The organism is Kushneria sp. Sum13, assembly GCF_052692355.1.
This window is the reverse complement of sequence record NZ_CP199847.1, coordinates 836715-862917: the sequence shown is the minus strand read 5'-3', so window position 1 is coordinate 862917 and position 26203 is coordinate 836715. Positions and strand designations below refer to the sequence as shown.

24 protein-coding genes and 1 riboswitch are annotated in these 26203 nt (G+C 59.8%); of the genes, 10 read left to right on the top strand and 14 right to left on the bottom strand.

The genetic code is table 11. The annotated features are described in order from the left end of the window. Positions 1-55: 55 nt before the first annotated feature. Positions 56-424, top strand: a complete 369-nt coding sequence (locus ACUN8C_RS04060; protein ID WP_445621022.1) for a DUF4870 family protein — start codon at positions 56-58, stop codon at positions 422-424. A gap of 86 nt (positions 425-510) precedes the next feature. Here the strand turns inward: ACUN8C_RS04060 and ACUN8C_RS04055 are convergent, their stop codons facing one another. Together ACUN8C_RS04055 and ACUN8C_RS04050 are read right to left on the bottom strand one after the other, a co-directional pair. After that, positions 511-1386, bottom strand: coding sequence for a pirin family protein (locus ACUN8C_RS04055; RefSeq protein ID WP_445621021.1), 876 nt, complete (start codon positions 1384-1386; stop codon positions 511-513). A 131-nt stretch (positions 1387-1517) separates the two neighbouring features. Then, positions 1518-2762: an MFS transporter gene (locus ACUN8C_RS04050; RefSeq protein WP_445621020.1), complete on the bottom strand. Its 1245-nt coding sequence runs from the start codon at positions 2760-2762 to the stop codon at positions 1518-1520. 176 nt (positions 2763-2938) lie between these two features. Here ACUN8C_RS04050 and tenA point away from each other — a divergent pair, with 176 nt between their 5' ends. The 4 genes from tenA (at position 2939) to ACUN8C_RS04030 (ending at position 8896) form a co-directional block, all read left to right on the top strand. Continuing rightward, on the top strand, positions 2939-3604 hold the full coding sequence (gene tenA / locus ACUN8C_RS04045) for a thiaminase II (RefSeq protein WP_445621019.1): 666 nt from the start codon (positions 2939-2941) through the stop codon (positions 3602-3604). Positions 3605-3684: 80 nt separating this feature from the next. Next, positions 3685-3809: riboswitch (TPP riboswitch) on the top strand. 84 nt (positions 3810-3893) lie between these two features. After that, positions 3894-5840: a phosphomethylpyrimidine synthase ThiC gene (thiC, locus tag ACUN8C_RS04040; RefSeq protein WP_445621018.1), complete on the top strand. Its 1947-nt coding sequence runs from the start codon at positions 3894-3896 to the stop codon at positions 5838-5840. Between the two features lie 176 nt (positions 5841-6016). Beyond that, complete coding sequence (locus ACUN8C_RS04035) at positions 6017-6775, top strand: FadR/GntR family transcriptional regulator (protein ID WP_445621017.1); 759 nt, start codon at positions 6017-6019, stop codon at positions 6773-6775. Between the two features lie 144 nt (positions 6776-6919). After that, on the top strand, positions 6920-8896 hold the full coding sequence (locus ACUN8C_RS04030; protein WP_445621016.1) for a beta-galactosidase: 1977 nt from the start codon (positions 6920-6922) through the stop codon (positions 8894-8896). Positions 8897-9039: 143 nt separating this feature from the next. On the opposite strand, the gene ACUN8C_RS04025 is transcribed toward ACUN8C_RS04030, so the two are convergent. The 3 genes from ACUN8C_RS04025 to ACUN8C_RS04015 all read right to left on the bottom strand — a co-directional run bounded on the left by ACUN8C_RS04025 (position 9040) and on the right by ACUN8C_RS04015 (position 12452). Then, entirely contained in the window at positions 9040-10632 is a 1593-nt protein-coding gene (locus ACUN8C_RS04025) for a solute:sodium symporter family transporter (RefSeq protein WP_445621015.1), read from the bottom strand. A 293-nt stretch (positions 10633-10925) separates the two neighbouring features. Beyond that, positions 10926-11330, bottom strand: coding sequence for a glutaredoxin family protein (locus ACUN8C_RS04020; protein WP_445621014.1), 405 nt, complete (start codon positions 11328-11330; stop codon positions 10926-10928). A gap of 78 nt (positions 11331-11408) precedes the next feature. Next, on the bottom strand, positions 11409-12452 hold the full coding sequence (locus tag ACUN8C_RS04015; RefSeq protein ID WP_445621013.1) for a hypothetical protein: 1044 nt from the start codon (positions 12450-12452) through the stop codon (positions 11409-11411). Positions 12453-12601: 149 nt separating this feature from the next. Here ACUN8C_RS04015 and ACUN8C_RS04010 point away from each other — a divergent pair, with 149 nt between their 5' ends. Continuing rightward, positions 12602-13537: an AEC family transporter gene (locus tag ACUN8C_RS04010; protein WP_445621012.1), complete on the top strand. Its 936-nt coding sequence runs from the start codon at positions 12602-12604 to the stop codon at positions 13535-13537. Here the strand turns inward: ACUN8C_RS04010 and ACUN8C_RS04005 are convergent, their stop codons facing one another. From ACUN8C_RS04005 to ACUN8C_RS03980, 6 genes are all read right to left on the bottom strand, one after another. After that, the gene (locus tag ACUN8C_RS04005; RefSeq protein ID WP_445621011.1) at positions 13538-14530 is read right to left on the bottom strand and encodes an adenosine deaminase; all 993 of its coding nucleotides are present in this window, start codon (positions 14528-14530) and stop codon (positions 13538-13540) included. Between the two features lie 210 nt (positions 14531-14740). Further along, positions 14741-15019 carry a peptidylprolyl isomerase gene (locus tag ACUN8C_RS04000; RefSeq protein WP_108843129.1) on the bottom strand — a complete coding sequence of 93 codons (279 nt, stop codon included), beginning with the start codon at positions 15017-15019 and terminating at the stop codon, positions 14741-14743. A gap of 149 nt (positions 15020-15168) precedes the next feature. Then, on the bottom strand, positions 15169-15348 hold the full coding sequence (locus ACUN8C_RS03995; protein WP_445621010.1) for a CsbD family protein: 180 nt from the start codon (positions 15346-15348) through the stop codon (positions 15169-15171). A gap of 177 nt (positions 15349-15525) precedes the next feature. Next, a complete protein-coding gene (locus ACUN8C_RS03990; protein WP_445621009.1) occupies positions 15526-15693 on the bottom strand; it encodes a hypothetical protein in 168 nt (55 codons plus the stop codon). 168 nt (positions 15694-15861) lie between these two features. Then, positions 15862-16176 carry a glutaredoxin family protein gene (locus tag ACUN8C_RS03985; protein WP_445621008.1) on the bottom strand — a complete coding sequence of 105 codons (315 nt, stop codon included), beginning with the start codon at positions 16174-16176 and terminating at the stop codon, positions 15862-15864. Positions 16177-16224: 48 nt separating this feature from the next. After that, complete coding sequence (locus ACUN8C_RS03980; RefSeq protein WP_445621007.1) at positions 16225-17574, bottom strand: hypothetical protein; 1350 nt, start codon at positions 17572-17574, stop codon at positions 16225-16227. Positions 17575-17736: 162 nt separating this feature from the next. On the opposite strand from ACUN8C_RS03980, the gene ACUN8C_RS03975 reads away from it, so the two are divergent. From ACUN8C_RS03975 to ACUN8C_RS03960, 4 genes are all read left to right on the top strand, one after another. Next, positions 17737-18822 (top strand): YihY/virulence factor BrkB family protein, encoded by a 1086-nt coding sequence (locus ACUN8C_RS03975; protein WP_445621006.1) that lies wholly within the window; start codon positions 17737-17739, stop codon positions 18820-18822. A gap of 88 nt (positions 18823-18910) precedes the next feature. Continuing rightward, on the top strand, positions 18911-19129 hold the full coding sequence (locus ACUN8C_RS03970; protein ID WP_445621005.1) for a hypervirulence associated TUDOR domain-containing protein: 219 nt from the start codon (positions 18911-18913) through the stop codon (positions 19127-19129). A gap of 46 nt (positions 19130-19175) precedes the next feature. Continuing rightward, a complete protein-coding gene (locus ACUN8C_RS03965) occupies positions 19176-19511 on the top strand; it encodes a DUF3140 domain-containing protein (protein WP_445621004.1) in 336 nt (111 codons plus the stop codon). A 94-nt stretch (positions 19512-19605) separates the two neighbouring features. Next, a complete protein-coding gene (locus ACUN8C_RS03960; RefSeq protein ID WP_445621003.1) occupies positions 19606-20112 on the top strand; it encodes a PRC-barrel domain containing protein in 507 nt (168 codons plus the stop codon). Between the two features lie 25 nt (positions 20113-20137). On the opposite strand, the gene ACUN8C_RS03955 is transcribed toward ACUN8C_RS03960, so the two are convergent. The 3 genes from ACUN8C_RS03955 to treS all read right to left on the bottom strand — a co-directional run bounded on the left by ACUN8C_RS03955 (position 20138) and on the right by treS (position 26200). Beyond that, complete coding sequence (locus ACUN8C_RS03955; RefSeq protein ID WP_108843122.1) at positions 20138-20332, bottom strand: hypothetical protein; 195 nt, start codon at positions 20330-20332, stop codon at positions 20138-20140. A gap of 170 nt (positions 20333-20502) precedes the next feature. Continuing rightward, the gene (glgB, locus tag ACUN8C_RS03950) at positions 20503-22740 is read right to left on the bottom strand and encodes a 1,4-alpha-glucan branching protein GlgB (RefSeq protein ID WP_445621002.1); all 2238 of its coding nucleotides are present in this window, start codon (positions 22738-22740) and stop codon (positions 20503-20505) included. Further along, positions 22724-26200, bottom strand: a complete 3477-nt coding sequence (gene treS / locus ACUN8C_RS03945) for a maltose alpha-D-glucosyltransferase (protein ID WP_445621001.1) — start codon at positions 26198-26200, stop codon at positions 22724-22726. Before treS ends, glgB begins: the two co-directional genes overlap by 17 nt. Positions 26201-26203 lie beyond the last annotated feature (3 nt).

Genomic DNA, 26203 nt, shown 5'->3' with positions numbered 1-26203 from the left:
AGCCCTTTCCCGGTCGGTTATGATGACGCCATCTCAATATCCTGAGGAGCGTTTCATGACCGACAGGGACCCAATACTGCATGATCAACCCGCCGCCGATGACGACCCGATGATGGTGCGCATCGGCTACGTGCTCTATCTGGTCAGCATTCTGACCGGTATCACAGCGCTGGCCGGACTGGTCATTGCCTATATCTACCGCGGTCGCTCGTCAGGCTGGCTGGCCGCCCACTACACCTTTTTGATACGTACCTTCTGGATCGGGCTGTTCTATATGGCTCTGGCCACGATGCTGTCGTTTCTGGGGGTCGGCGTTTTGCTGTTCCCGCTGATCACGGTCTGGATCATCGTGCGCTGCGCACGGGGCTGGCGCGAGCTTGAGCGCCAGCGCACGCCAACGCCGCTGATGAACTGGGCCTGGTAGATGACTCGACCCTCGCGACCCTGAGCCATAAAAAACGCCCGCAGCAATCGCTGCGGGCGTTTTTTATGGAACGCAGAGCACACGTCTTACCCGGCGGATAGCCCACCGAATTTGCCGTTCTGATAGTCACTGACCGCCTGCTCGATCTCTTCACGCGTATTCATCACGAACGGGCCATGAGACACCATGGGCTCCTTGAGTCGCGGCGAGTGACCAAACAGCAGCGTGGCATCGCCAGAGCCGCGAATCTCGACGTAGTCACCTTCCTGCTCGAACTCGATCAGATGACAGGGGCGAATGGCCTGCTCGGAGATCATGATGTTACCGCGTACCACATAGCAGAAAATCTCGTGATCCTCGGGTACCGGCAGCTGGAGCAGCGACCCCTCCTTGATGGTAATCACCGACATGAAACTGGTCGTCGGCGTTTCGATGGGGCCACGGAAAGTGCTGCCCTGCTGCTCGAAATCGCCAGCGATCAGCGTCATGTGCCCGCGCTCTTCATCAAGATCAACCTGCACCAGGTCATCGGCCTGAAGGCCGGTATAGCGCGGCTCGGTCATCTTGAGCTCGGCCGGCAGATTGATCCAGAGCTGGAGGATCTCCATGCGCCCGCCTTCACGGCGAAAGGCTTCGGGCGAGATTTCCGAGTGCACCAGACCGCGACCGGCCGTCATCCACTGGACGCCACCAGCGTTGATGATGCTGTCATGATCGCCACTGTCGGAATGAGCCAGCGAGCCGTCAAGAATAAACGTCACGGTTTCAAATCCGCGGTGCGGATGCGGCCCGAACGGCAGGCCGGTATTGTTCTTCCCATACACCTGAGGGCCGTGGTGATTGAGAAAGAGATAGGGATCGAGATAATCGATCGAGGCCCCGGGCAACGGGCGATGCGTGATCAGATCGCCGATGTCATCGCGAATGGCGGTATGCAGATGCCGTACTTTTCGAGCGGTCATCGGTGTCTTGTCCTGTATTTGAATGAAACACTGATAGCGTCAAGTGTAAGACACATCCCCCTGTTGTGCCGTGATCCAGTGTGCCGTGCTCTGTTGTGCCATGAACGATCACATCAACACCTGCTCCGGGGTCATGACGGGCCGGTGGTCAACCGACGCAGCCGAAGCCCCGCCAGTAATGCCAGAAGCAGCAGCGCGGCAATGAAGGCACACACCCCATTCCAGCCCCCCATGTCCCAGAAGGTGCCGCCCAGGGTCCCGGCCAGACTCGAGCCCAGATAGTAGCTGAACAGATACAGGGACGAAGCCTGCCCCCGCGCCTGAGTGGCGCGCTGACCCACCCAGCCGCTGGCAATTGAGTGCGCGGCAAAAAAGCCAAAGGTGAAGATCAGCATGCCGATCAGGATCAGTAGCACGGGCGTGGCCAGCGTCAGAGCAAGGCCTGTGAGCATCACGACCACAAAGACCCAGAACACGCGTGGGCGACCCAGTCGGTCAGCCAGCCCGCCCGCCCAGGCAGAGCTGTAGATGCCCGACAGATAGACGATCGACAACAGCCCGATCGTTGTCTGGCTGAAGTGATACGGCGCCTCCAGCAGGCGATAGACGATGTAGTTGAACAGCGTCACGAAGCTGCCCATCAGCAAAAAGGCTTCCAGAAACAGCCACGGCAGACCGGCATCGCGAAAGTGCAGTCGAAAGGCGCCGGCCAGATTGGCCACGCTCAGCTTTCTGGGCTCAAAGTGGCGTGAAGGGGGCAGCATCTTCATGAAGGCCAGCGCGCTGATCAGGGAAATCACGCCCATGGTCGCCAGCGTCACCCGCCAGTTAACGAAATCGACCATCACCCCGCTGATCAATCGCCCGCTCATGCCGCCGATGGCATTGCCACCGATATAAAGCCCCATCGAGACGCCAATAAAGCTCGGATGAATCTCCTCGTTGAGATAGGCCATCGCTACGCCGCAAAGGCCGGCCATCGAAAGCCCCGCCAGCGCCCGCATGACCAGAATCATGCCCCAGTGCTGCATGAACGCTGCACCGATCGTCAGCGCAGAAGCGCTTAACAGCGCCATCGACATCATCTTCTTGCGCCCGAGGGCATCAGAAAGCGGCCCGGTAATCAAAAGGCCTACGGCCAGCATGCCGGTTGAGACCGACAGCACCAGACTGGTGCTGGCCGGATCGATGCCGAAAGCCTCGGACAGGATCGGCAGCATGGGCTGTACGCAGTACAACAGCGCAAAGGTGGAAAAGGCGCCCAGAAACAGCGCCAGCATGGTCGGTCGATATTCGGGTTTACCACGCTCGATGAACGGTATCTCTTCACCGGACGTCTGTACGGCGCTGCTGTCCGGATAATCCGTGCGGGACATGCTCTCCCCCCTGTGACCGCTGGCGCCGGTCGGCGTCAGAGCGTGAATCGTTAAACCCCACATTATAAGACGACTTGGCATTTTTCGTGCGACTGCCCACACGACCGAACATGTCAGGGGCACCTGCTCATGGGTTATCCTGGAGTACTCGACAAACGCCATCGCGGAGACTTCACATGGCTCAAAATTTCGACACGCTGAAAAGCGCCTGCCTCGATCAGTGGCAGGCCTATATCCAGCACCCCTTCGTCGCCGGCATTAGCGAGGCCACACTGCCGGTCGAAGCCTTTAGTTACTACCTGAAGCAGGACTATCTGTTTCTGATCCACTTCGCCCGTGCCTGGGGGCTGGCGGTCTATAAAAGCCGCGACATGACGGAGCTTCGTCACTCTCTGGACAACCTCAAAACCATTGTCGATACCGAGATGGGCCTGCATGTGGACTACTGCCGGGCATGGGGCATCGATCAAGAGCAGCTTCAGAATCTACCCGAAGCGCAGGAAACGCTGGCCTACACGCGCTTTGTGCTGGACTGCGGCCATCGAGGCGAGCTGCTGGACCTGCACGTGGCGCTGGCGCCGTGTTTGATCGGCTACGCCGAGATTGCTGACTGGATCGGTGCGCGCCCGCAGACCGTGACGATCGACAACCCCTATCAGGCGTGGATCGACATGTATCGCGACGAGGACTATCAAGAGGCCGCACGTCGGGAACGCCGCTGGCTGGACGAACGCCTTGCCGAGGTCTCCCCGGGCCGTTTTGCCCAGCTGATCACGACCTTTCGTGACGCGACCCGTCTTGAAACCGCTTTCTGGCAGATGGGACTCAATGTGGCATCCTGAACCGGCGGCAAACGCTGATGGATGAGACTTGACCGGGCACCGCTGCCCGGCCCAGACTGACCCGGCAATGGCCAGCCCATTGCTGCTTGACGGGGTGCCGGTGGAACCGGCTGAGATCACCTTGTATTGCCTGGCGATACCACGGTGGATCCCGATGAACCTGATCCGGCTAATACCGGCGTAGGGATTCAAGCGAAGGGTCCGCGCCCTTGTTCCGGCGCCCTGCAACACCTCCCCTTCCTGCCTACGCTGTGCGCCGCCTGACTGATGTCACGCTATGGAGCACAACATGACTGAACGCACTGCCTCAACCTCGGCCTCTTCACCGCATCGCACCAAACATCGCGCCAGCTTTCTGGCCGACAGTGCCCGCGTCGACAGCGCCTCCGTATCGCCACTGCCCGCCTCGCGCAAGGTCTTCGTTGAAGGCTCGCGTCCGGACATTCGCGTGCCGATGCGCGAGATTACCCTCTCGCCCACCACCACCCGTGATGGCATCGAAGACAACCCGCCACTACTGGTCTATGACACCTCCGGCCCCTACACCGACCCGGCAGCCGATATCGATATCCGCCGTGGCCTCACCGATCTGCGTCGCGCCTGGATCGACGAGCGCGACGATACCGAGTGGCTCGACGGCCCCACCTCCGAATACGGCCGCCGCCACGCCAACGACCCGCAGCTGGCAACCCTGCGCTTCGATTTGAAACGCACCCCGCGGCGCGCGAAAGCAGGTCGCAACGTCACCCAGATGCACTACGCCCGCCAGGGCATCGTCACGCCGGAAATGGAATTTATCGCCCTGCGCGAGAATCAGCGCCGTCAGCAGCTGGGCAGTGCCGAGGTCGAACGCATTCTGGGCCATCAGCACCCGGGCGAGAGCTTCGGCGCCCGCATGCCGGAAGAAATTACCCCCGAGTTTGTGCGCGAAGAAGTCGCCCGCGGGCGGGCGATCATCCCCAGTAACATCAACCACCCCGAAAGCGAGCCGATGATCATCGGGCGCAACTTTCTGGTGAAGATCAACGGCAATCTGGGCAACTCGGCGGTGACCTCCTCGATCGAGGAAGAGGTCGACAAGATGACCTGGGGGATTCGCTGGGGCGCCGATACCATCATGGATCTCTCCACCGGCCAGAACATTCACGAGACCCGCGAGTGGATCATTCGCAATTCACCGGTCCCGATCGGCACGGTGCCGCTGTATCAGGCGCTTGAAAAGGTCAATGGTGTGGCTGAAAACCTCACCTGGGAGATCTTTCGCGACACACTCATCGAGCAGGCCGAACAGGGGGTGGACTACTTCACCATCCATGCCGGCGTCAGGTTGCACCATGTGCCGATGACCGCCGAACGCACTACCGGCATTGTCTCGCGCGGCGGCTCGATCATGGCCAAGTGGTGTCTGGCCCATCACGAAGAGAGCTTTCTCTACACCCGCTTTGAAGAGATCTGCGAGATCATGACGGCCTATGACGTCGCCTTCTCGCTGGGGGACGGCCTGCGCCCGGGTTCGATTGCCGATGCCAATGACGCCGCCCAGTTCGCCGAGCTGGAAACCCTGGGTGAGCTGACGCAAATCGCCTGGCGCCACGACGTGCAGGTGATGATCGAGGGGCCGGGCCATGTGCCGATGCATCTGATCAAGGAAAACATGGACCGGCAGCTGGAATGCTGTGATGAGGCGCCCTTCTACACCCTGGGGCCACTGACCACCGACATCGCCCCGGGCTATGACCACATCACCTCCGGCATTGGCGCGGCGATGATCGGCTGGTACGGCTGCGCGATGCTCTGCTATGTCACGCCCAAGGAGCATCTGGGCCTGCCCAACCGCGATGACGTCAAGACCGGCATCATCACCTACAAGATCGCCGCTCACGCCGCGGATCTCGCCAAGGGTCACCCCGCCTCGCAGCGCCGCGACAATGCGCTTTCAAAAGCGCGCTTTGAATTTCGCTGGGAGGATCAGTTCAATCTGGGCTTGGACCCGGACACCGCACGCGAATACCACGACGAAACCCTGCCCAAGGACTCGGCCAAGGTGGCGCACTTTTGCTCCATGTGCGGCCCGAAGTTCTGCTCGATGAAGATCAGCCAGGAAGTGCGTGACCGTTTTTACCACGGTACAAAGGACAGCGGCGCTGAAGAGGATGAAGAGACCCGGCGCCGCGGCATGGCCGAGCAGGCGGAGAAATTTCGCGACAGCGGCAGCGAACTCTACAAGGAAGTTTGACCCGTAAACGCCAAAGGCCCCGGCACGCCAGGGCCTTTCATTTCCCATGGTGTCGCGCTTCATGCGGTCTGAATAAAAGAGCCGCGATCGACCAATGTCTACCTTCTCGGCACGCACCCGGCATTGAGTCAAATATCAGACATTATTATATTTACATCTGATATTTGGAGACGCCTGTGGCCGACATACTTCCCTTGCCCTACGCAGCGGCCAATGCCGATGTCAGCACGCTGGCCGAGGTGCTGGCCCATACCATTCTGTCGGGTCAGTGGGCCTGCGGCGATATTGTTCCCCGCGAGCTGGATCTTTGTCAGCACTTTGCCGCCAGTCGCAATCGGGTACGCAATGCATTGGCCACCCTGAGTGCCTGCGGTCTCATTGAGCGCACTGCCGGGCGTGGGACCGTGGTACGTGACATTTCGGAATGGCATCTGCTCGACCCTAACATGAGTGTCTGGCTTTCGGGGCTGGATACCCCGCATCCTCAGCTGGTCAATGAGGTGTTTGCCTTTCGTCTGGCAGCTGAACCCTACGTCAGCGAGCTGGCAGCGCGCTCGGCAACGGCGCGCGATCTGGCGCAGATCGAAAGCGCCTTCAACGGCATGTGCGATACCGCCCACGACCCCGATCAGCGCAGCGCCCATATTGATTACGACATTGCCTTTCACGACGCCATCTATTGTGCCAGTCACAATCTGGTCTGGCGCCAGATGGGCATTTTGCTGCGTCCCTCGATCGTCGCCCTGATTCAACGCTCTCACCACCGGGTCGATCGGCTCGACGACAGCCTGGAGCGCCATCGCCGGGTTCTGGAAGCCATTCGCATGCGCCAGCCCGATACGGCCCGCAAGGCCACCGAACATGTGCTGGCGCGCACGGCCTCTGATCTTGAACTGTCCGCCCGGCCGCCTGCGCTGCGTCCCGGCGCCCCATAACATCCTGACCGGTATCACGTGATCTGCCCGACCGCGAACTGCTGCGCTCACAACCATCCCGGCGTCTTTCATGCGCATCATGCTAGCGCCTGATGCGCCAGCCCTGTCACTACTATCCACAGCCCATATCCCCAGGAGCCCATCATGCAGTTAGGCGTCTGTTACTACCCCGAACACTGGCCACCACAGCGCTGGGCCGACGATGCACGCGCCATGGTCGAGGCCGGCATCAGCGTGGTACGCATCGGTGAATTTGCCTGGAGCCGACTGGAGCCACGCTCGGGCGAGCTGCAGTTTGGATGGCTGGACAAGGCCGTGGCCACGCTGGCCGAGGCCGGTCTTTCCATCGTCATGGGCACGCCCACCGCAACGCCGCCCAAGTGGCTGGTCGATACCCACCCGGAGATTCTCGCCGTGGATGAGCATGGCCGGCCGCGGGGCTTCGGGTCACGCCGCCACTACTGCTTTGCCTCACCGGTCTATCGCACCCAGAGCGAGCGCATTGTTCGGCTGATGGCCGAGCGCTACGCGAACCATCCGGCCATCATCGCCTGGCAGACCGACAACGAATACGGCTGTCATGACACCATCCTCAGCTACTCGCCGGCCGCACGCGAAGGCTTCGGCCACTGGCTCGAGAAGCGCTATGGGGATGTCGAAACCCTCAATCATGCTTGGGGCAGCGTGTTCTGGAGCATGGAAGTCACCGGATTTGATGAGGTCGAGGCGCCGGTCGGTACCGTGACCGAACCCCACCCGGCCATCGTGCTCGATTATCGCCGTTACTGTTCGGATCTGGTGGTGACCTATAACCGCCTGCAGGTCGATACCCTGCGAGGTGCCGGCGTGTCGGTGGATATCGTCCACAACTTCATGGGGCTTTTCACCGAGTTTGACCACTTCGATGTCGCGCGCGATCTCGATATCGCCAGCTGGGACAGCTATCCATTGGGCTTTCTGGAGCGCGGCGCGCACGATGAGGCCACCCGGGATTACTATCGCCAGCAGGGCCATCCGGATTTCGCCGGATTTCACCACGACCTTTACCGCGCCATGTGTCAGGGGCGCTGGTGGGTCATGGAGCAACAGCCAGGGCCGGTCAACTGGGCCATCAGCAATGCCGCGCCCCTGCCCGGCATGGTCCGCCTCTGGAGCCATGAAGCTTTCGCCCATGGCGCCGAGGTGGTGTCCTATTTCCGCTGGCGTCAGGCCCCCTTCGCCCAGGAGCAGATGCACGCGGGCCTTTTGCGCCCCGACGGCAGTCAGTCCCGTGCTTGGCAGGAGTTGCTGGCGCTGCGTGATGAACTCCCCGGGCTGGCGCAGCAGGACATCACCACAACCCAAGCATCGGTGGCGTTGATGTTCGACTATAGCGCCGTTTGGGCCTGCCAGATTCAGCCCCACGCCGCCGACTTTGATGCCCTTGAGCTGCATCTGAGCTGGTATAGCGCCCTGCGCCGGCTGGGTCTGGATGTCGATATTGTCCCGCCGACGGCCGCGCTTGATGGCTATGCCATGGTCGTCCTGCCGTGTCAGGTCATCGCCGATGAAGCCCTGGCCCAAAGACTGGATACTGCCCGCGCCTCCGGGTCGCGGCTGATCATCGGGGCACGCTCCGGCTCGCGCACGCCTGATTTTCAAATGCCAGCCAACCTGGCACCCGGCCCGCTAACCCCACTGGCCGGCGTGACGGTCGATCAGGTTGATGGCCTGCGCCCTGGCGCCCGGCCACGCCTGACGCTGCCCGGCAGTCCGCAGGGTCATGCCCTGCGATGGCGTGAGCAGCTGGATGAGAAGCGCCTGAAGGCGCGTGTAGTCCATCGCTTCGAGGATGGTATGCCGGCGGTGACCGACCACCAGGGCGTGACCTACCTCACCGCCTGGCTGGATGAAGACAGCATGATGGCGATTTTCGCCGAGGCAAGTCGCGCCATCGATATGGCCACCACCGTATTGCCCGAAGGGGTCAGGCTGCGCCGTCGCGGCACGCTCTGCTTTGCCTTCAACTACGCGCCCGAGCCCCGCCATCTGCCGGATCATCTGATTCCTGAATCCGGCTACCTGGTCGGCGACGCGACGCTTCCTCCCGCCGGCGTCAGTATCTGGTCGATAGCGCACTGATCCTGACAGCCGGATAACGACACTGCCCCCGCTCGGATAACCGACGCGGGGGCAGTGCTTTTAGGGGCAGGCTTTTATAGACAGTACGTTTGCGGACAGTGGGTCAGCGCCTGCGATCCCTCCACAGGCGCCTGGCGAGAAGACTAGATAAAGGCCAGGTAGATGGCGACCACCAGCACCAGCAGCGCAATGCTGGCCGGCCATGCCTTGCTCCAGGGCGTCATGTCGATCGCGCCGGCGTCCTGCTGCACCCAAGGCTCGGCGCGCGGCCTCATTTTGCCGATCGCCAGCATCATCAGCACCAGCAGCACCATGACAATCGCGATGAAGTGGAAATTGGAGACAATGTCGACCACACCGGTCAGCGGCGGCACGAAATAGAAGGCAGCGATGATCACACAGCCCAGCACCAGCGCCAGATTGGCGGCCATGGCCGGTACGCGACGGGTCAGAAAGCCGACCACAATGACCGACAGGAGAGGCACGTAATACAGCGAATTGACCTTCTGAACGTAGACAAACAGGCTCTCCTGACTGGCCATCAGCGGTGCAATGCTCATGGCCGCAATGGCCATCAGCCAGCCTGACCATTTTGAAGCGCGCACGACCTGGGCATCGGTGGCATCGGGCTTCAATCGTGCCTTGTAGACATCCAGACTAAACAGCGTGGCCGTAGAGTTCAGCGCCGAATTGAACGACGACAGAATGGCGCCCACCATGGCGGCGGCAAAAAAGCCGGTTAGCGGTGCCGGCAACACGTCATGCACCAGCTGGCCATAGGCGGCATCGGCCTTGACGCCCTGGCCGGTATACATGTGAAAGGCGATGATGCCCGGCAGCACAAGATAAAGCGGCCCGAGCAGCTTGAGCAGACCGGTCAAAAGCACGCCCTTTTGCCCTTCGGCCAGCGTTTTGGCGGCAAAGGTCCGCTGAATGATCTGCTGGTTGGTGCACCAATAGAACATGTTCAACAGCAGCACACCGGTAAAGAGGGTGGAGAAAGGCACCGACTGCTCCTCGGTGCCCCAGGAGCGCATTTTTTCCGGATGGCTGGTCTTGAGGGTTTCCCATCCCGCCAGAATGCCATGGCCGTCACTGATCGCATTGAGGCCGAAATAAACGATCATCAGCCCACCGATCAAAAGCCCTACACCGTTGATGGTGTCGGAAATCGCAATCGAGCGCAGCCCGCCAAACAGGGCATAGATGGCCCCGCCAACCCCTACCGCCACGATGGTCAGGACCAGCAGTACCGCGTTGGATTCGATGCCGGTCAGCGTCTGCAGATCCAAAAGCCCCATCAGTCCCAGTGCACCGGAGTAAAGAATGCTGGGCAGCAAGATGGCGGCGTAGGCGACCATAAAAATGATGTTGGCCAATAGCTGGGTCGTGCGATCAAAGCGCAGCGCCAGAAGCTCCGGCACGGTCGTCACGCCGCTTTTGAGAAAGCGCGGCAGAAAGAACATGGCCATGGTAACCAGGGTCACTACTGCCACTATTTCCCAGGCCATGACCGATAGCCCATCGGTAAAGGCGGCGCCATTGAGCCCGACCATCTGCTCGGTCGACAGATTGGTCATCAACAAGGAGCCGGCAATGATCGGAAAGGTCAGACTGCGCCCGGCCAGAAAATAGCTGCTGGAATGGCGATGATCATCGTGGCGTGTCATGCGCCAGGTGATCAAGGCGACCAGCGCGGTAAAGAAGAAAAATGACACCAGAGTCAGCGCATTCATGACATTGCCTTTTCAGGGACGCAGAAAGGGATTGCTACGTGGAATCGCCAAGTCTATCGTCGCCAAAAAAGCACACCATTCGCCATTTGTCGTACTTATCGATATTAAATGTCTGACAATTCAGGACATTTCATGGAAATGCCCTTTCCCTTGCACGTCATGCACATAAGACAGCTTTTGCAGTGTTCAAGCCCTGTGAGAAAAGCGCCCTTGATGGGTGCGCCAGGCAGAGCGCCTTTTTAAAACGCAAAAGGCCCCGGCAAGCCGGGGCCTTTCATGACGTCCAAAACGTGCTATGCCGGGGCGGTCTGCGGCTCGAAACGCTTTTGCAGATAGGCCTTGATGGCGTCGGACTCATACATCCACTCGGTCTGGCCATCTTCGCCTTCAATGGCAAGACACGGCACCTTGACGCGTCCGCCACCGGCCTTCAGTGCCTGTCGAGCGGCATCATCGTGCTGGGTATCGCGCAGGGCGATCGGCAGCGCCAGGCGATGCATTTCATGACGCACCTTCACGCAGAAGGGGCAGGTACGAAACTGATACAGCGTCAAACTCTGGCAGGCACGATCTACCTCGGTCTGCGCCTGGGGGGCACGCGTGATCGGTTCAGGACGACCGAAACGGTCGCGGGCGATCATGACAGGCGCCAGCACCAGCCGCACGGTTTTGAAAAAGTAGCGCATGACGATTTTCATGATGACACCGTAGGGAAGTAAAACGAAAGGATCGCGCCCATGGTATCAGCCCCGGGCGCCGCGGTTGACCCCAGGGCATTACTGGATCATCTTCAAAAGCGTCCAGGGGGCCTCACAGGCATACTTCTGTTCGCGCTCAACATCATGATCCCCCAGCGCCAGCTCCCGGTCATTGTCGTAGGCAACAAACAGACGCTCGTGATCCAGCACGGCCAGCCCCTCAGCCTTGTGGGTGAATACCAGCGGACCTCCCGTGTCGTTTTCCACCAGCGCCGGCGCCCTGCCTCGGGCGAAATCCGCCATGTCGATCACCCAGAGATAGCCGCCGATGCTGTCGATGCCGCCCTGCTCGTTTTCAAAGCTGGTCATCAGATAAAGCCGGTGGTTATACGGGTCATACTCAAGGCTCGACAGGCCACAGAGGTGCTCAACGGCCTTGAATTGACCGGGATCAAAGGTGTAGTGCTCGCGCAGCTCGTCGATGAATGTCAGCTGGCCCTGCTCGTTGATCCGATAGTGGGCGCCGACCACCCGGCAGACATAGTTGAAATCATCATAATGCTGACCCTGTTCACGGATACCAAACAACAGCAGACAATCGCCTTCATCAGCCGGGATGGCCGCCAGCCCTTCGATCTTGTAATAGGGCATGCCGATGGCAGCCGTCAGGCGCTGGCGCAGTTCCAGCGAGCCCTCGACGCCATCACGCGGGTCCGGGTCCACCACCTGTACACGGTCAGGGTCTCCAAGCGGCCAGATCAGCAGGTGATTATAGTCATTGAGGGAGTGATCTTCGGGGTGAATGCGATCAAAGCCGGTGGTGGCCAGCACATGGCGGCCATCCACGGTGAGCGCGAAGTCCTCGTACTTGATCGCCTGACGAATCAGGGGCTGGGTGTAATAGGTCAGCGTCTCTTCCTGTGGATGCCCCTGATCGTCGAGATCAACAGCAAAGATCGAGGAGCGCTCAATCCCGGGAATCGGCTTGTCACTGCCCAGAATCAGACGCTCGCCGTCATACACCACGGCAGAGACTTCGGCATGCACCAGCGCCTGGCGCTCATCGGCGAGCCCGGCCGGAAAGCAATGCAGTGTATTGTGATATAACAGACGTGCCTGCATGGTAGGACCCTCTGCAAAAGTGGTTCGATCACCATTGTCTGACGTCGGCATCCAGTGAATACAACCCTTCGCCCCGTCATCTGCCGCCCGAGCCGGGATCTGAAGGTCAGAGCCACCCGGCCATGACGCCCCACCCCGGAGATTCGTGCTTGGAAGTTCTCGCCATTACCGCCCCCATCTTCATGCTGATTGCGCTGGGCTATCTTGCTGTCATGGGCGGCGTGGTCACCCGCGATCACGTGCAGGGCGTGGGGCGTTTTGTGGTCACGCTTGCCCTGCCTGCGCTTATCATACGCGCGCTGAGCCAGCAGGCGCTGACGGATGTCTTCAACGCGCACTATCTGCTGGCCTATGGGCTGGGGTCGCTTTGCATTTTGCTATTGGGGCTTGGACTGACGCGGCTGCAGGGCCAGCGGCTCGACCACGGCGCCATCATGGCCATGGGCATGGGTACGGCCAACAGCGGCTTTATCGGCTATCCGATTGCGGTCATGGTCATCGGCCCCACCGCCGGGGTGGCACTGGCGCTGTGCATGCTGGTCGAGAACATGCTGATGATTCCACTGAGTCTGGCGCTTGCCGAGGCGGGCCGACAGCAGGGTGTGTCGGTGTTTCGCATGCTGGGCACCACGCTACAACAGCTGATCCGCAATCCGATCATCATTGCCATCGTCACCGGCGCCACGATCTCGCTGACCGGCATCGACGTGCCAGCACCGCTTTACAAGGCGCTGGACATGCTGGCCAATGCCTCGGCACCGGCCGCCCTGTTCGTGATTGGCGGAACGCTTTACGGCCTCAGGGTACGAGGCATGTATCGTGATGTGGCCCAGATTACGCTGGCCAAGCTGGTGATTCATCCGCTGCTGGTACTGCTGGGTTTTCAGATATTTCCCATCGACAATACCGAGCTGATGATCGGGGCACTGCTGATTGCCAGTGCCCCCATGCTGAGCGTCTACCCCATCTTCGGCACGCGCTTTTCAATGGATGGACTCTGCGCGGCGGCGCTGCTGGCCGCCACGGTGGGTGCCTTTTTCACCATCAGTACCGCGATCTGGCTCATTCACCAGACCGGATGGTGATCAGCACTCGGCAAGCGCTTTCAACAGCGTGTCACGGCGGGTCTCGTCCATGAAAGCGGCTTCAATGGCGTTGCGAGCCAGCACACGAAAGGCGTCTTCATCCCAGCCAAAGGCCTCATGGCAGGCCACGAAGTTGTTAAGCATGCCGCCGCCAAAATAGGCCGGATCATCAGAGTTGAGCGTTACACACAGGCCATGATCAAGCAGACCGGGCAGCGTGTGGTCTTCCAGACGCTCAAAGACCTTTAGATAGACATTGGAGAGCGGACAGACCGTCAGCGGAATCTGTTCGTTGGCAAGTCGGGCCACCAGCGCCTCGTCTTCCAGACAGCGCACGCCATGATCAATACGGCAAACATCCAGTGCATCCAGCGCCCCGCTGATATAGGTCGCCGGGCCTTCTTCGCCGGCATGGGCAATCCGTGCAATCCCCAGCGTGCGGGCGCGCTCGAATACAGCGGTAAACTTCTCCGGCGGGTTGCCAAGCTCGGCGCTGTCCAGCCCGATCGCGTCAATCTGGCCATACCAGGGGGCGGCCTGCTCGAGCACGTCCAGTGCTTCCTCGGCGCTGCGATCGCGCAGAAAGCTCATGATCAGGGCCGTTGACATGCCAAAGCGCCGGGTCGCCTCTTCACGCGCCTGGCCCAGACCTGCAAACAGGGTGCGCATGGCCACGCCGCGCGACAGGTGAGGCTGCGGATCGAACGACAGCTCGATGTGAACCACACCGTCTTCATGGGCGCGTTCGAAATAGGCCATCGCCAGATCAAAGAAATCCTGCTCGGTATGCAGGACGTTCATGCCCTGATAGTAGAGGTCGAGAAAGGATTGCAGATTGGTGAAGTTATAGGCCGCACGGACCTCTTCAATGGAGCCATAGGGGAGCGCAACATCGTTTCTGGCGGCCAGCTCGAACATGAGCTCGGGTTCCAGCGTGCCCTCGATGTGCAGGTGCAGTTCCGCCTTGGGCAGCGTTTGTAGCCAGTCTTTCATGAGCACTTCCTCACAGTCCTGCAGTCCATCAGCACCAGAGTGCCAAATGGTTCATCAAATAATACGACCGGAGTCGCTTCACAGCCGTCAGGATAAACCAGCCGGCTCGTAGTGTCGCGCACACGGCCTGATCAGGGGGATGACCCCACAAAAAAGGGGCTGCCATGGCAGGCAGCCCCCGGGTATTGCCGAACGGCATACGGGACGTAATCAGCTGCGGCTGGTCACTTCCAGCAGATGGTAGCCGAACTGGGTCTTGACCGGACCGTGCACCTTGTTGAGGTCACCGGTGAAAACGACCTCGTCGAATTCACGGACCATCTGACCACGACCGAAGGTGCCCAGATCGCCACCCTGCTTGCCGCTGGGGCACTTCGAGTGCTCGCGGGCAACATCGGCAAAGTCCTTGCCCTGCTCGATTTCGGTTTTGAGTGCTTCGCACTCGGATTCACTGTTGACCAGAATATGTCGTGCACTTGCCTGGGCCATGAAAAAGCCTCCTGCAGTTAAAACCCTGATTGTACGACGCCCCCGAGGCCAGCCATAGCGCTGCAGGGCTTCAAATACAAAAAATGACCGTTCAACGGAAAGAGCCGCTCAATGAGCGGCTCTTTCATTAACTCTTCACATCAAAAGCATTACTTTTTGATGGCGTCCTTGGCATTACCCTTGGCACTTTCAGCGTGCCCCTTGGACTGTTGGGCCTTGCCCTCGGCTTCGGTTCCGGGCTTGTCGGTCGCCTTGCCTACAGCTTCCTTGACCTTGCCCTTGACCTTGTCCATTGCGCCTTCAGTCTTGTCGGACTTGGAATTTGTCATGACAATTACCTCCATGTAGAAAATGTGATACCAGACCCTCTGGGCGGTATCTGCGTATCCGGGATACGCCTGTCTCAGTGTAGTCGGTTATGCCGCATTGCCAATGTCATCGCTGGATCAGCACAATCGCTGTATCAGTACCAAAGACACTGCCAGAAAAAGCATGGTGAACGCCGATCAATCCTTGCTGCTGTCGGAATTCGCCTTACGCTCACCCTTGGCCAGATCCTTTTCACCCTTCTCGATCTGATCCTTGTCGCCGGCCGCCTTGCCGGTCTCCTTCTGGATCTTGCCGCCAAGCTTGTCGATCATTCCTTCAGCCTTGCCACCTTTCGACTCTGACATGCCAACCTCCTGTTCTGCATGATGGCTCCGACAGGTCCTGCTGTTGCACTGCACATGTGTCGGTGCCTTTTAACAGCATAGACCGTACACATCGGTCGTCAGCCATGATTTTGTGAACGATTGTGACGAATCGGGCCCAGCCCTTCAGGCCGCGTTAATGGCGCTTGATCAGGCGAACTGCTGGCGCAGCCAAGCCACGATATCGCTGGACTCGTACATCCAGTGCGCTTCACCCGTGGCCTGAGTGATGCGCAGACACGGCACCATGGTGCGGCCACCCCCCTCGATCAGCTCTTCGCGAGCCGCGGGATCCTCGCGCGTGTTGCGAAGTTCGATATTGAGCGACAGCCGCTCGATTTCATGCAGCACGCGACGGCAAAAGGGGCAGCTCTCATATTCGTAGAGGGCCAGAGACCGGCACTGCTGATCCACTTCCGCCTGTTCTTCCGGCGTACGGACCATCTCATCGGTATTGTTCTGCATCGATGTCTCCTTACATGCGTTTCTGTTTAAAGCGTATGGCCTTCAGGGTCAGGGCGTGGATTCCTCGATATCCACGATGCCCGAACGGCTCATGTTGATTTTCCAGCGCTGCAGGGTCGTTTTCTGGGAGCCGCGAATGCCGCGTGCCACCAGATTGATCTGATAGCGTCGCTCAACCACCTCGCGACTCACCTCGCCATCCAGCAGCTGATAGACATGATGATGGCTGTCCTCGAGCAGATTCGCGATCATGGAAAGATCGAGCATCATGATCTCGCGGGTTTCTTCATAGCCGCTGAGAAATCGCGTCGGCAGCATTTTCGAACGGCTTCGATACTGCAGGATGACCTCTTCACGCTGTGTCACTCCGCCACCGCGGGTGGCACGGATGTCATCATCAAGTCGCTTGAAGCGGACATAGTCGAGCCATTCACGCTGCTGGCCGACCATCTCGTTGCTGTGTACATCAAAGTACTGACGCATCCACTTGGCTCTGCCCCGTCGCAGCCAGCGCCACAGCGTATTGCGCAGATCCTCCTTGAAGACCTCACGCATGGCGTATAAAAGCGCCAGTATCAGCACAAAGCGCAAGGTCAGATCCCCGACCAGATTGCGCGCTTCAAGCACCAGCACCGAGATCACCAGCATCACCACACCGGTGGCCAGCGCCTTGACGCCGCGCTCCTCCCAGGCGCCCAGCTCGCGCGTTCGCTGCTTGAGGGTGACCGGATACTCGATCAAACGCCGCAGCAGTCGCATCTTGTTGGAAATGCGCGACGGGCTCTGGGCGGCACGGCTTGAATTGTACTGATGCTCATCGCGATAGCGGTTTTCGAACTGACAGATCTCCAGCAACGCAGCGCGCGCCAGTGTCTGCGAGTCATCACCTTCGGGCAGGTCGGCAATCAGCTTCAAGAGCCGCTGCTCGGTGATCCAGGACAGATAGTTATCGATATTGATGAAGTACTTGAGCTGACTGTCATCACCGGGCCGGTTGCGCCGCATGCGCTTGGGCACGTTACGCGCCAGCTCGACAATTTCTTCAAGCGTATCCACGTTTACCCGATCAGGATCGCCTTCCAGAGGCGCAATCAGGCGTTCAAGCGCGACCACATATTGATAGGCATAGAGACTCAGGCTCAGGCGATAACGTTCGGGCGACTGCCGATCCCGACGCGCCAGACGACTATGCGCCAGCGGTAAATGACGCTGGTTGCTGTAGTAGGTACGCTTTAAATGAATGGCGTTGTGATAAAAGCTGCCTTCGGAGACAACATTACGATGAAGATCAATCTCTGCAGGCACGAACAGATAAAGATCCAGGCCGTGCTCGGTGGCTTCCCGAAGCACTCGCGAGATCTTGATGTTGAAACCTTCCCTGCGCTCTACACTGACCAAGAACGTAACCCTTCAAGCATGACGTGGCAAAGGCGCTATGGCCTGTAACGCATGAACACTCACACGTCGTGACCTGGTTCGAATCTCAATGATGGCATTATTGCCGCTACACTGGGAGACGCCCTACAGGGTATTTCATTTACACGCCAGGCACCCGAATGCATGACGCACCTGCCTGAATCGTTCAACCGGGGTAATCAAACCATGCAGGACACCACCGACAAGCATCATGGCAGGGACAGGGGGCGAAACACCACGTCGCCGTTAGCCATGCCGGGACGGGGCTGGAAGGACACGTTGTTGCGCGTCAAACGTCAGGTGGAAGCCAATCACGCCACGCTGATTGCGGCCAGTATCGCCTTTTATGCCTTTCTGGGGATCTTCCCGGCCATTGCTGCCTTCATTTCGATCTGGGGTCTGGCCTTTGATCCGCAACAGGTGCAGGGTCAGATCGAAATGCTCAGCAGCGTGCTGCCCGAAGACGCCGCCAGCATCATTCGCCAGCAGGCGCTGTCGGTCAATAACAGTGCCGGCACCGGCATGAGCATCACGGCCGTGGCAGGTCTTGTCTTTACGGTCTACAGCGCCTCCAAGGGGATGAAAGGCTTGATGGCCGGGCTCAATATCATCTACGGGGAAAAGGAAGAGCGTGGCCTGATCAAGCTCACCCTGATGACCTGGGTACTGACCGGCGCCATGATGCTGATGACCATCCTGACGCTGGGCACCATTGCCGTGCTGCCTCCGCTGATTGCCTGGCTGCCGTTTGGTGAAACCCTGACCACGCTGTTGACCTATATTCGCTGGCCCATTCTGCTGATGCTGGTGATCAGTGCCATCACTGTCCTTTATCGCTATGGGCCCGACCGTGCGCCGTCGCGCGTGCGCTGGGTCAGTGTCGGTTCCGTGACGGCTACCCTCCTCTGGGCGCTGGGCTCGATCGGCTTTTCGATCTATGTACGTAACTTCAGCAACTACAATCAGACCTACGGCACCATTGGCGCGGTCATGGTGCTGCTGCTGTGGTTCTGGCTGTCAGCCTTTATCGTATTGCTGGGCGCTGCACTCAACTGTGAGCTGGAGCGCCAGACCCGTGAGGACACGACCACCGGCAAGCCGCGCCCGATGGGCAAACGCGGTGCCTGGGCGGCCGATACCGTTGCCAGGGATGCCCACGACATCGGTGAGAACGCCTTCACGGATGCCAGCAGCGTGCCTACCGGCGAGGATCGCCACCGCGAGAGTTGAGCAACCTGATACTCAAACGCCGTGGTCAACCGACAGACGAGTCGACCCACGGCGTCCGATCCATCATGAAGCAACAGGGAGCGTTGTCATGAGTGAGCACTACCGCCAGCGTCAGCGCGTGAAATGGAAATGGGGAGAGCACTGGGCAGAAGGCAAGGTAACCCGCAAATATACCGACAGGGTGACCCGGCGCATCAAGGGCAGCGATGTCACCCGCAATGCCAGTGAAGAAGAACCGGCCTATATGATCAAACAGGATGACGGCGACCGGGTGCTCAAGCTTCACAAGGAGCTGCGCAAGGCCTGAGCCGTCATGTGAAGGTGAATATTTTTTGCGTGTCAGGGAGGACACCATGAGTGATGACCACGAAAAGATCTATCAGGACTTCAGGGACAGCGTCAACATGGCGCCGAAAGAGCTTGAAGAGTGGCTTGAAAGTGACGAGTCAAAATCAGTCGGCGACAGCGATGATGGCGAATCTACCGGGCACAAATCGGGCCGGCGCATTGTCGAGATCAAAAGAAAGCGCAAGGCAGAGCTGGATGACAACGACTACAACCACATGAAAAAGGTTAACCAGTACGTGGCACGCCATCTCAAGCAGCCGCCCCAGAAAGAGGACAAGAAGACCTCGCGCTGGCGCTACTCCCTGATGAACTGGGGACACGACCCGCTCAAGTCATCGTAAACCCTGGCTGAAACTGAAAACATTAGCGTTGATCAGGCAGTCCCGCTTCTCGACTGCCAGGATTTTCCAGACACAGGATACAAGGATGCCCCCTATGTTTTATCGCTCTATTCTCGCCGGCGCCGTCATGATGAGTGCCGCTACACTCGCCCAGGCCAGCCAGCCGGCGACCGACGGTCTCTACTCTGCCGACAAGCTCATGGATGCGCATGTCCATCTTCAAAATGAAGATAAAGACATCGGAGAAGTGGAGGATCTGCTGTTTGGCGATGACATGACCCTTCAGGCCATCGTGATTGAAACCGACGACGACAGTTTTGGTACGCAGGATCAGGGGTATGTCATTCAGCGCGGTGACTTCACGGTTGAAACCAGCGCCAATACTGACCTTGATGAGCTGGAATACAACGTCACCGTCAATCTTGATCGCGATGCGCTCAAAAAGCAGGACACCTGGAGCAATGACTGGTGGCAGAATGCCCGCCAGCAGGCCTCGCAGACATGGCAAAAGACCAGCGACGCTGCCAGCAGCGCCTGGAAGGATACGCGCCAGGCCACATCCAGCCTGCTGCAGCGTGCCGGTGAAGCGCTGGAAAACTAGGCTCAGCCAAAATCAGGCGCAGCGGCTAGCCGTCAAGACTGCGCGCCGGGTCGCCTGAAACACCCGGACAATGCCCGTCATGGTGCTCGCACCAGACGGGCATATTATTGCCCCGATCAGGCGTCAGGGTGTCTCCACCCATCAGAATCAGCAGAGAAAGCAGTATCACCAGAATAAAAACGGCGATATCACCGAGGGGATAGTGGCGATAATGATGCATGGCGACCTCCCGTCCTGTTAGCCGGGAACAGCCACCCTCAAGGAGTCATGCAGGGCGGCAGCCCTTTATATAAGACTTCTTATATATTAAAGAAGTTTTAAAAGGCTGCCGCGATACACGTTTCGTCGCACATGGCGTAGCAGGGCTACGCCCTGTGCCCCACTCCCGGATTACGTCAGTGCTGCCTTGCCCGGCTTTAGCATCACGGCACCCAGCGGCGGCAGATGCAGCGACAGCGTAAATGGATGGCCATGGCTTTCACGCGCTTCACTGTCACGCCCGCCATCGTTGCCGGCGCCGGTACCGCCGTACGTTTGCGCATTGCTGTTGAAGCACTCCTGCCAGTAGCCTGCCGCAGGCACGCCGACGCCGTAATTTGACAGCGTCTGCGGGGTGAGATTGATCACCACCAGCACCGGCTCGCCATCGCGACTCCAGCGCAGCCACGCCAGAACGCTGTTCTGGGCATCATCGCCGATGACCCACTCAAACCCTTCGGGCACGCAATCCTGCTCATGCAGGGCCGGCTCACTGGTATAGAGGCCGTTGAGATCCCGGACCAGATCCGAAATCCCCTGATGCTCGCTGTCGGCCAGCAAAAACCAGTCCAGTTCGCGGTCGTGGCTCCATTCGCGAAACTGTGCCAGCTCACAGCCCATGAACAGCAGCTTCTTGCCAGGATGCGTCCACATCAACGACAGGCACGCACGCAGGTTGGCAAACTGCTGCCAGCGATCACCGGGCATCTTGTTGATCAATGAGCCCTTGCCGTGCACCACCTCATCGTGGGAGATCGGCAGCATGAAGCGCTCGGAGAAGGCATACACCAGCGAGAAGGTCAGCTCGCCGTGATGGTAGCTGCGATACAGCGGGTCCTCGCTCATGTAAGTGAGGGTGTCGTGCATCCAGCCCATGTTCCACTTGTAGTTGAACCCGAGACCGCCTTCCGACACGGGTCGGCTCACCCCGGGCCAGGCCGTGGATTCCTCGGCGATCATGATGGCACCCGGCGCCTCTTCACCGACCACCTCATTGAGATGGGTCAGAAAGTCGATCGCTTCCAGATTTTCCTGGCCACCGTGCCGATTGGGAATCCACTCCCCTTCCTGGCGCGAATAGTTGCGATAGAGCATCGAGGCCACCGCATCCACACGCAGGGCATCTACATGGAAGTGCTTGAGCCAGTAAAGGGCCGAGGCCAGCATGAAGCCGTGGACTTCATGACGCCCGAGATTGTAGATATAGGTGTTCCAGTCCTGATGGAACCCTTCTCGAGGGTCCTGGTATTCATACAGCGCCGTGCCGTCAAAGCGGGCCAGACCGTGCGGGTCGGTCGGGAAGTGCGCCGGCACCCAGTCCAGAATGACACCGATACCCGCCTGGTGGCAGGCATCGACAAAGGCAGCAAATTCCTGCGGCTTGCCGAACCGGCCGCTGGGCGCGAACTGCGACAGCGGCTGATAGCCCCAGGAACCGCCAAAGGGGTGCTCCATGATCGGCAGCAGCTCGATATGGGTAAAGCCCATTTCCTTGACGTAGGGGATCAGCCATTGGGCCAGATCGCCCCAGCTGTAAAGCTCGCCCTCATCGCCGCCGTGACGCCGCCATGACGCCGCGTGCACCTCGTACACCGAGATGGGCGCATCCGCGCCGTGACGCTTGGCCCGCTCGTCCATCCATGCCTGATCCTGCCAGTCATGAGACAGCGGTGCAGCGACCACCGAGCCTGTCTCGGGGGGCGACTGGGTCGCCCGCGCCACCGGGTCGGCCTTGAGCGGCAAAAGCCCGTGCTGGCCCACGAGTTCGTATTTATAGACGCTGCCTTCGGCAAGACCGGGGATAAAGATCTCCCAGACGCCGGTGGGCTGGCGCTGGCGCATCGGATAGCGCCGCCCATCCCACTGGCAGAACTCGCCCACCACCGAAACGCGCCGTGCATTGGGTGCCCAGACGGCAAAGCGCACGCCCTCCACGCCATCGACGGTCATCATCTGCGCGCCGAGACAGGTGCCCAGCTCGCGGTGATTGCCCTCGCCGATCAAATAGAGATCAAGATCGCCCAGCAGCGGGCCGAAGGCATAGGGGTCCTCGACGATTTCTTCGCCATGCGGCCAGCGAATGCGCAGCCGGTAAGGCGCCAGCCGATCCAGCCGGCCGACAAAAAGATCCGGCACCTGACCCGGCTGAAGCCGGGTCAGGACGCGATCGCTGTCGCGTTCGAGCAGCTCCACCCCGATAGCGCGCGGCAAAAAGGCCCGCACGACCATCTCATGATCCACCTCGTGCGGCCCCAGAATGGCAAAGGGGTCGCCATGGGTGCCTTCTACCAGCGCCTGAGCGGCGTCAGGGTGCAGGTGAGTGATGTCGGTTGACGCACTGCGAACGTTCAATTTATTGCGAGTCGTCATGGTGACCCTCCCCTGATTGGGACATGTCATTGCCCGAGCGGGCGCTCAGTTCATCAAAGAGTGCCACCAGCCCCCGCATGGGCACGCTCAGCCAGGCCGGTCGATTGGCGGCTTCATAGGCAATCTCGTAGGCGGCCTTTTCCAGAGTGAACAGTGACAGTGCCGCGCTGGCACCGTCCTCGAACGCCCATTCATGGCCCACCTGATGTGTGGCCTGACGATAGGCCAGCAAAAACGACTGCGTGACCCGGTGACGATAGTCCTCGATGACGTCCTGACTGACCGCTTCACGGTCATGAGCCACATCGGACCGGTAGGCGTTGTCCAGTGCCATGGCCGAGGCGTAGTCAAAGGAACGAACGACCCCTGCCACATCGCGCAGCGGGCTGCTTTTCATGCGGCGTTCATCGAGTGACCGGGCAGGTTCGCCTTCAAAGTCGATGATGTAGGCATCGTCATGCGACACCAGAATCTGCCCCAGGTGCAGATCGCCATGGGTGCGTGTGCACAGGCTGCCGCGCGCGTGATGGGCAAACGAATCGGCCATCTCATCAAGCGCTTCACGACGCTCAAGGAGCCAGTTGGCCAGCTGCTGATCCTCTTCGCTGGCACTGCCCTTGTGGCTTTCCAGAATTTCCATGGCTCGGGCAAGCTGCGCGCGCACGCTGTCGGCCCATGCCTGCGTGCGGGCCTCGTCGGCGACCTCGGGGGCAAAATCGGCCTCCGGTGTCTCCATGGCCAGCAGGGTATGCATTTCTCCCAGCCGCTGACCCAGAAGGCCTGCAAAGCCGGTCAGGGTCGCCAGCGGGTCGTAGGCGTCGTCCTGCTCGGACTGCACCATCTCACTGACATCGCGAATGGCACGCTCAAGCGTGTTGAGCGTCCACTCCCAGGCATCGCCCTGATTGTCGATGTAGCCCTGCAGGACCATCAGAACGTGCGGCACGCCCTGATCATCAACGCGGGTCACTTCGCCGAGCATGGGCGCGATATGCGTAAAGCCGCGCTCGGTCAGATAGCGTCCCATCTCCGCTTCGGGATGGATGCCGCTTTCGATGCGTCGAATCAGCTTGAGCACCATTCGATCATCGATGATCACGGAACTGTTGGACTGCTCGGCGCTCAGGTAGCGCATCTCGGCGTCCTGCCCCGACATTTCCATTTCGCTCAAAAGCGAGGTGGATCTGAAGTGCAGCTCGCCCGGACGCGGCGCCTCGGCGTCCGTTTCCACGGCGCTGTGGGTCAGATCCAGCACCATGCCCGCACGCAGCGCCTGAACGACCGCCATCGGGAAGCCCGGCATCGCAAAGGCATCGGTCAAAAGACCAACATCGCGGCCGCGGCGAATGCGGGCCATGGCCAGCTGCTGTGGCAACAGCGCCGTTTCATCTTCACCGATCATGCCCAGCGGCAGCACATAGCGCTCACAGGACGATGGCTCGTTACCCTGATGCGCCTGAACCTCGATTTCAGCCAGCAATATCCTGGGCGAACCGGAGGCGTGCTCATCGATGACCGGGCCATCCAGACCGACCGCCCAGGCAAGCTTCACCTTGTCGATGGTGCTGTTTTTGGCCGCAAACCAGCGCCTTCGCGGCAGATACTGCGGCAGGCTCTCGCTTTCCAGCGAGCGACGTGTCCGCCCGCTGCCGATTTCGTCCAGACGCTGTTTGATCACCAGCGTCAGAAGCTCCGGCATCATCTCCTGAGCCGGCGTATGCCAGTGCGGCATGGTGGTTTCCGGCGCCAGAAGGAACCAGTAAAAACCATAGGGCGGCAGAGTCAGCAGATAGCTCAGCTGCCCAATGGGCGGGAACGTGCTGCCGCCAAGCATCTCTACCGGCACATGGCCTTCCCAGCTCGAGAGATCCAGCTCCACGGCCTGTGCCGAACGCGAGACGTTGGCCACGCAGAGAATGGTGTCTACCTGACCGGTATCTTCATGGGTATATTCGCGGATATAGGCCAGAATGCGGCGGTTGGACGGATACAGCAGCTTCATGACACCGCGACCGAAGGCCTTCTGCTGGCTGCGCACGGCCAGCATGCGGCGCATCCAGTTGAGCAGCGAATGCGGGTCACGCGTCTGCGCCTCGACGTTGATGGTCTGAAAGCCATACAGCGCATCCATGATCGGCGGCAGCACCATGCTGGCCGGATCGGCGCGCGAGAAGCCGCCGTTGCGGTCCATTGACCACTGCATGGGGGTACGCACACCGTCGCGATCGCCCAGGTGGATGTTATCCCCCATGCCGATTTCGTCGCCGTAATAGACCGTGGGCGTGCCCGGCATCGACAGCAACAGGCTGTTGAGCAGTTCAATACGCCGACGGTCGCGTTCCAGCAGCGGCGCCAGACGACGCCGAATGCCCAGGTTGATCCGGGCACGACGGTCAGAGGCGTAGTGGTTCCAGAGATAATCGCGTTCGCGGTCGGTGACCATTTCAAGCGTCAGCTCGTCATGGTTGCGCAGGAAAATGGCCCACTGGCAGTTTTCAGGGATCTCCGGGGTCTGACGCAGGATATCGGTAATCGGGAAGCGGTCCTCCTGAGCCAGCGACATGTACATGCGCGGCATCAGCGGGAAGTGGAACGCCATGTGGCACTCATCACCCTCGCCGAAATAGGGACGCGTGTCCTCGGGCCACTGGTTGGCTTCGGCCAGCAGCATGCGATCGGGGAAATGCTCATCGATTACCGCACGGATGCGCTTTAACACATCGTGGGTCTCGGGCAGGTTCTCGTTGTTGGTCCCTTCACGCTCGACCAGATACGGGATGGCGTCCAGACGCAGGCCGTCCACGCCCATTTCCAGCCAGTAGTGCATGACCTTCATGACCTCGTCGAAAACAACGGGGTTGTCGAAGTTCAGGTCGGGCTGATGAGAATAGAACCGGTGCCAGAAATACTGGCCGGCTACCGGATCCCAGGTCCAGTTGGAGGTCTCGGTATCCAGAAAGATGATACGGGTGTCGCTGTAATGGGTGTCGCTGTCCGACCAGACGTAAAAATCGCGCTCGGGAGAGCCCTTGGGCGCATGACGGGCACGCTGAAACCAGGGGTGCTGATCCGAGGAGTGATTGATGACCAGCTCGGTAATGACGCGCAGCCCGCGAGCATGCGCCTCCTTGATAAACTGCTGCGCCTGCTCCAGCGTGCCGTAATCGGGGCTGACCGCGCAGTACTCTGAAATGTCATAGCCGTCATCACGACGCGGCGACGGATAAAACGGCAGGATCCAGATGGTGTTGACGCCCAGACCCGCAATGTAATCAAGGCGCTCGATCAGCCCCTGAAAATCACCGATACCGTCGTTGTTGGCGTCATAAAAGGATTTGACGTGGACCTGATAGATGACCGCGTCCTTGTACCACAACGGGTCATGGATAAAGGCGGGTTCTCCCTCGGCGGCTGCCATGGCCTGCTGGGACGATCCGGATACATCACTGGCATTCATCATGAG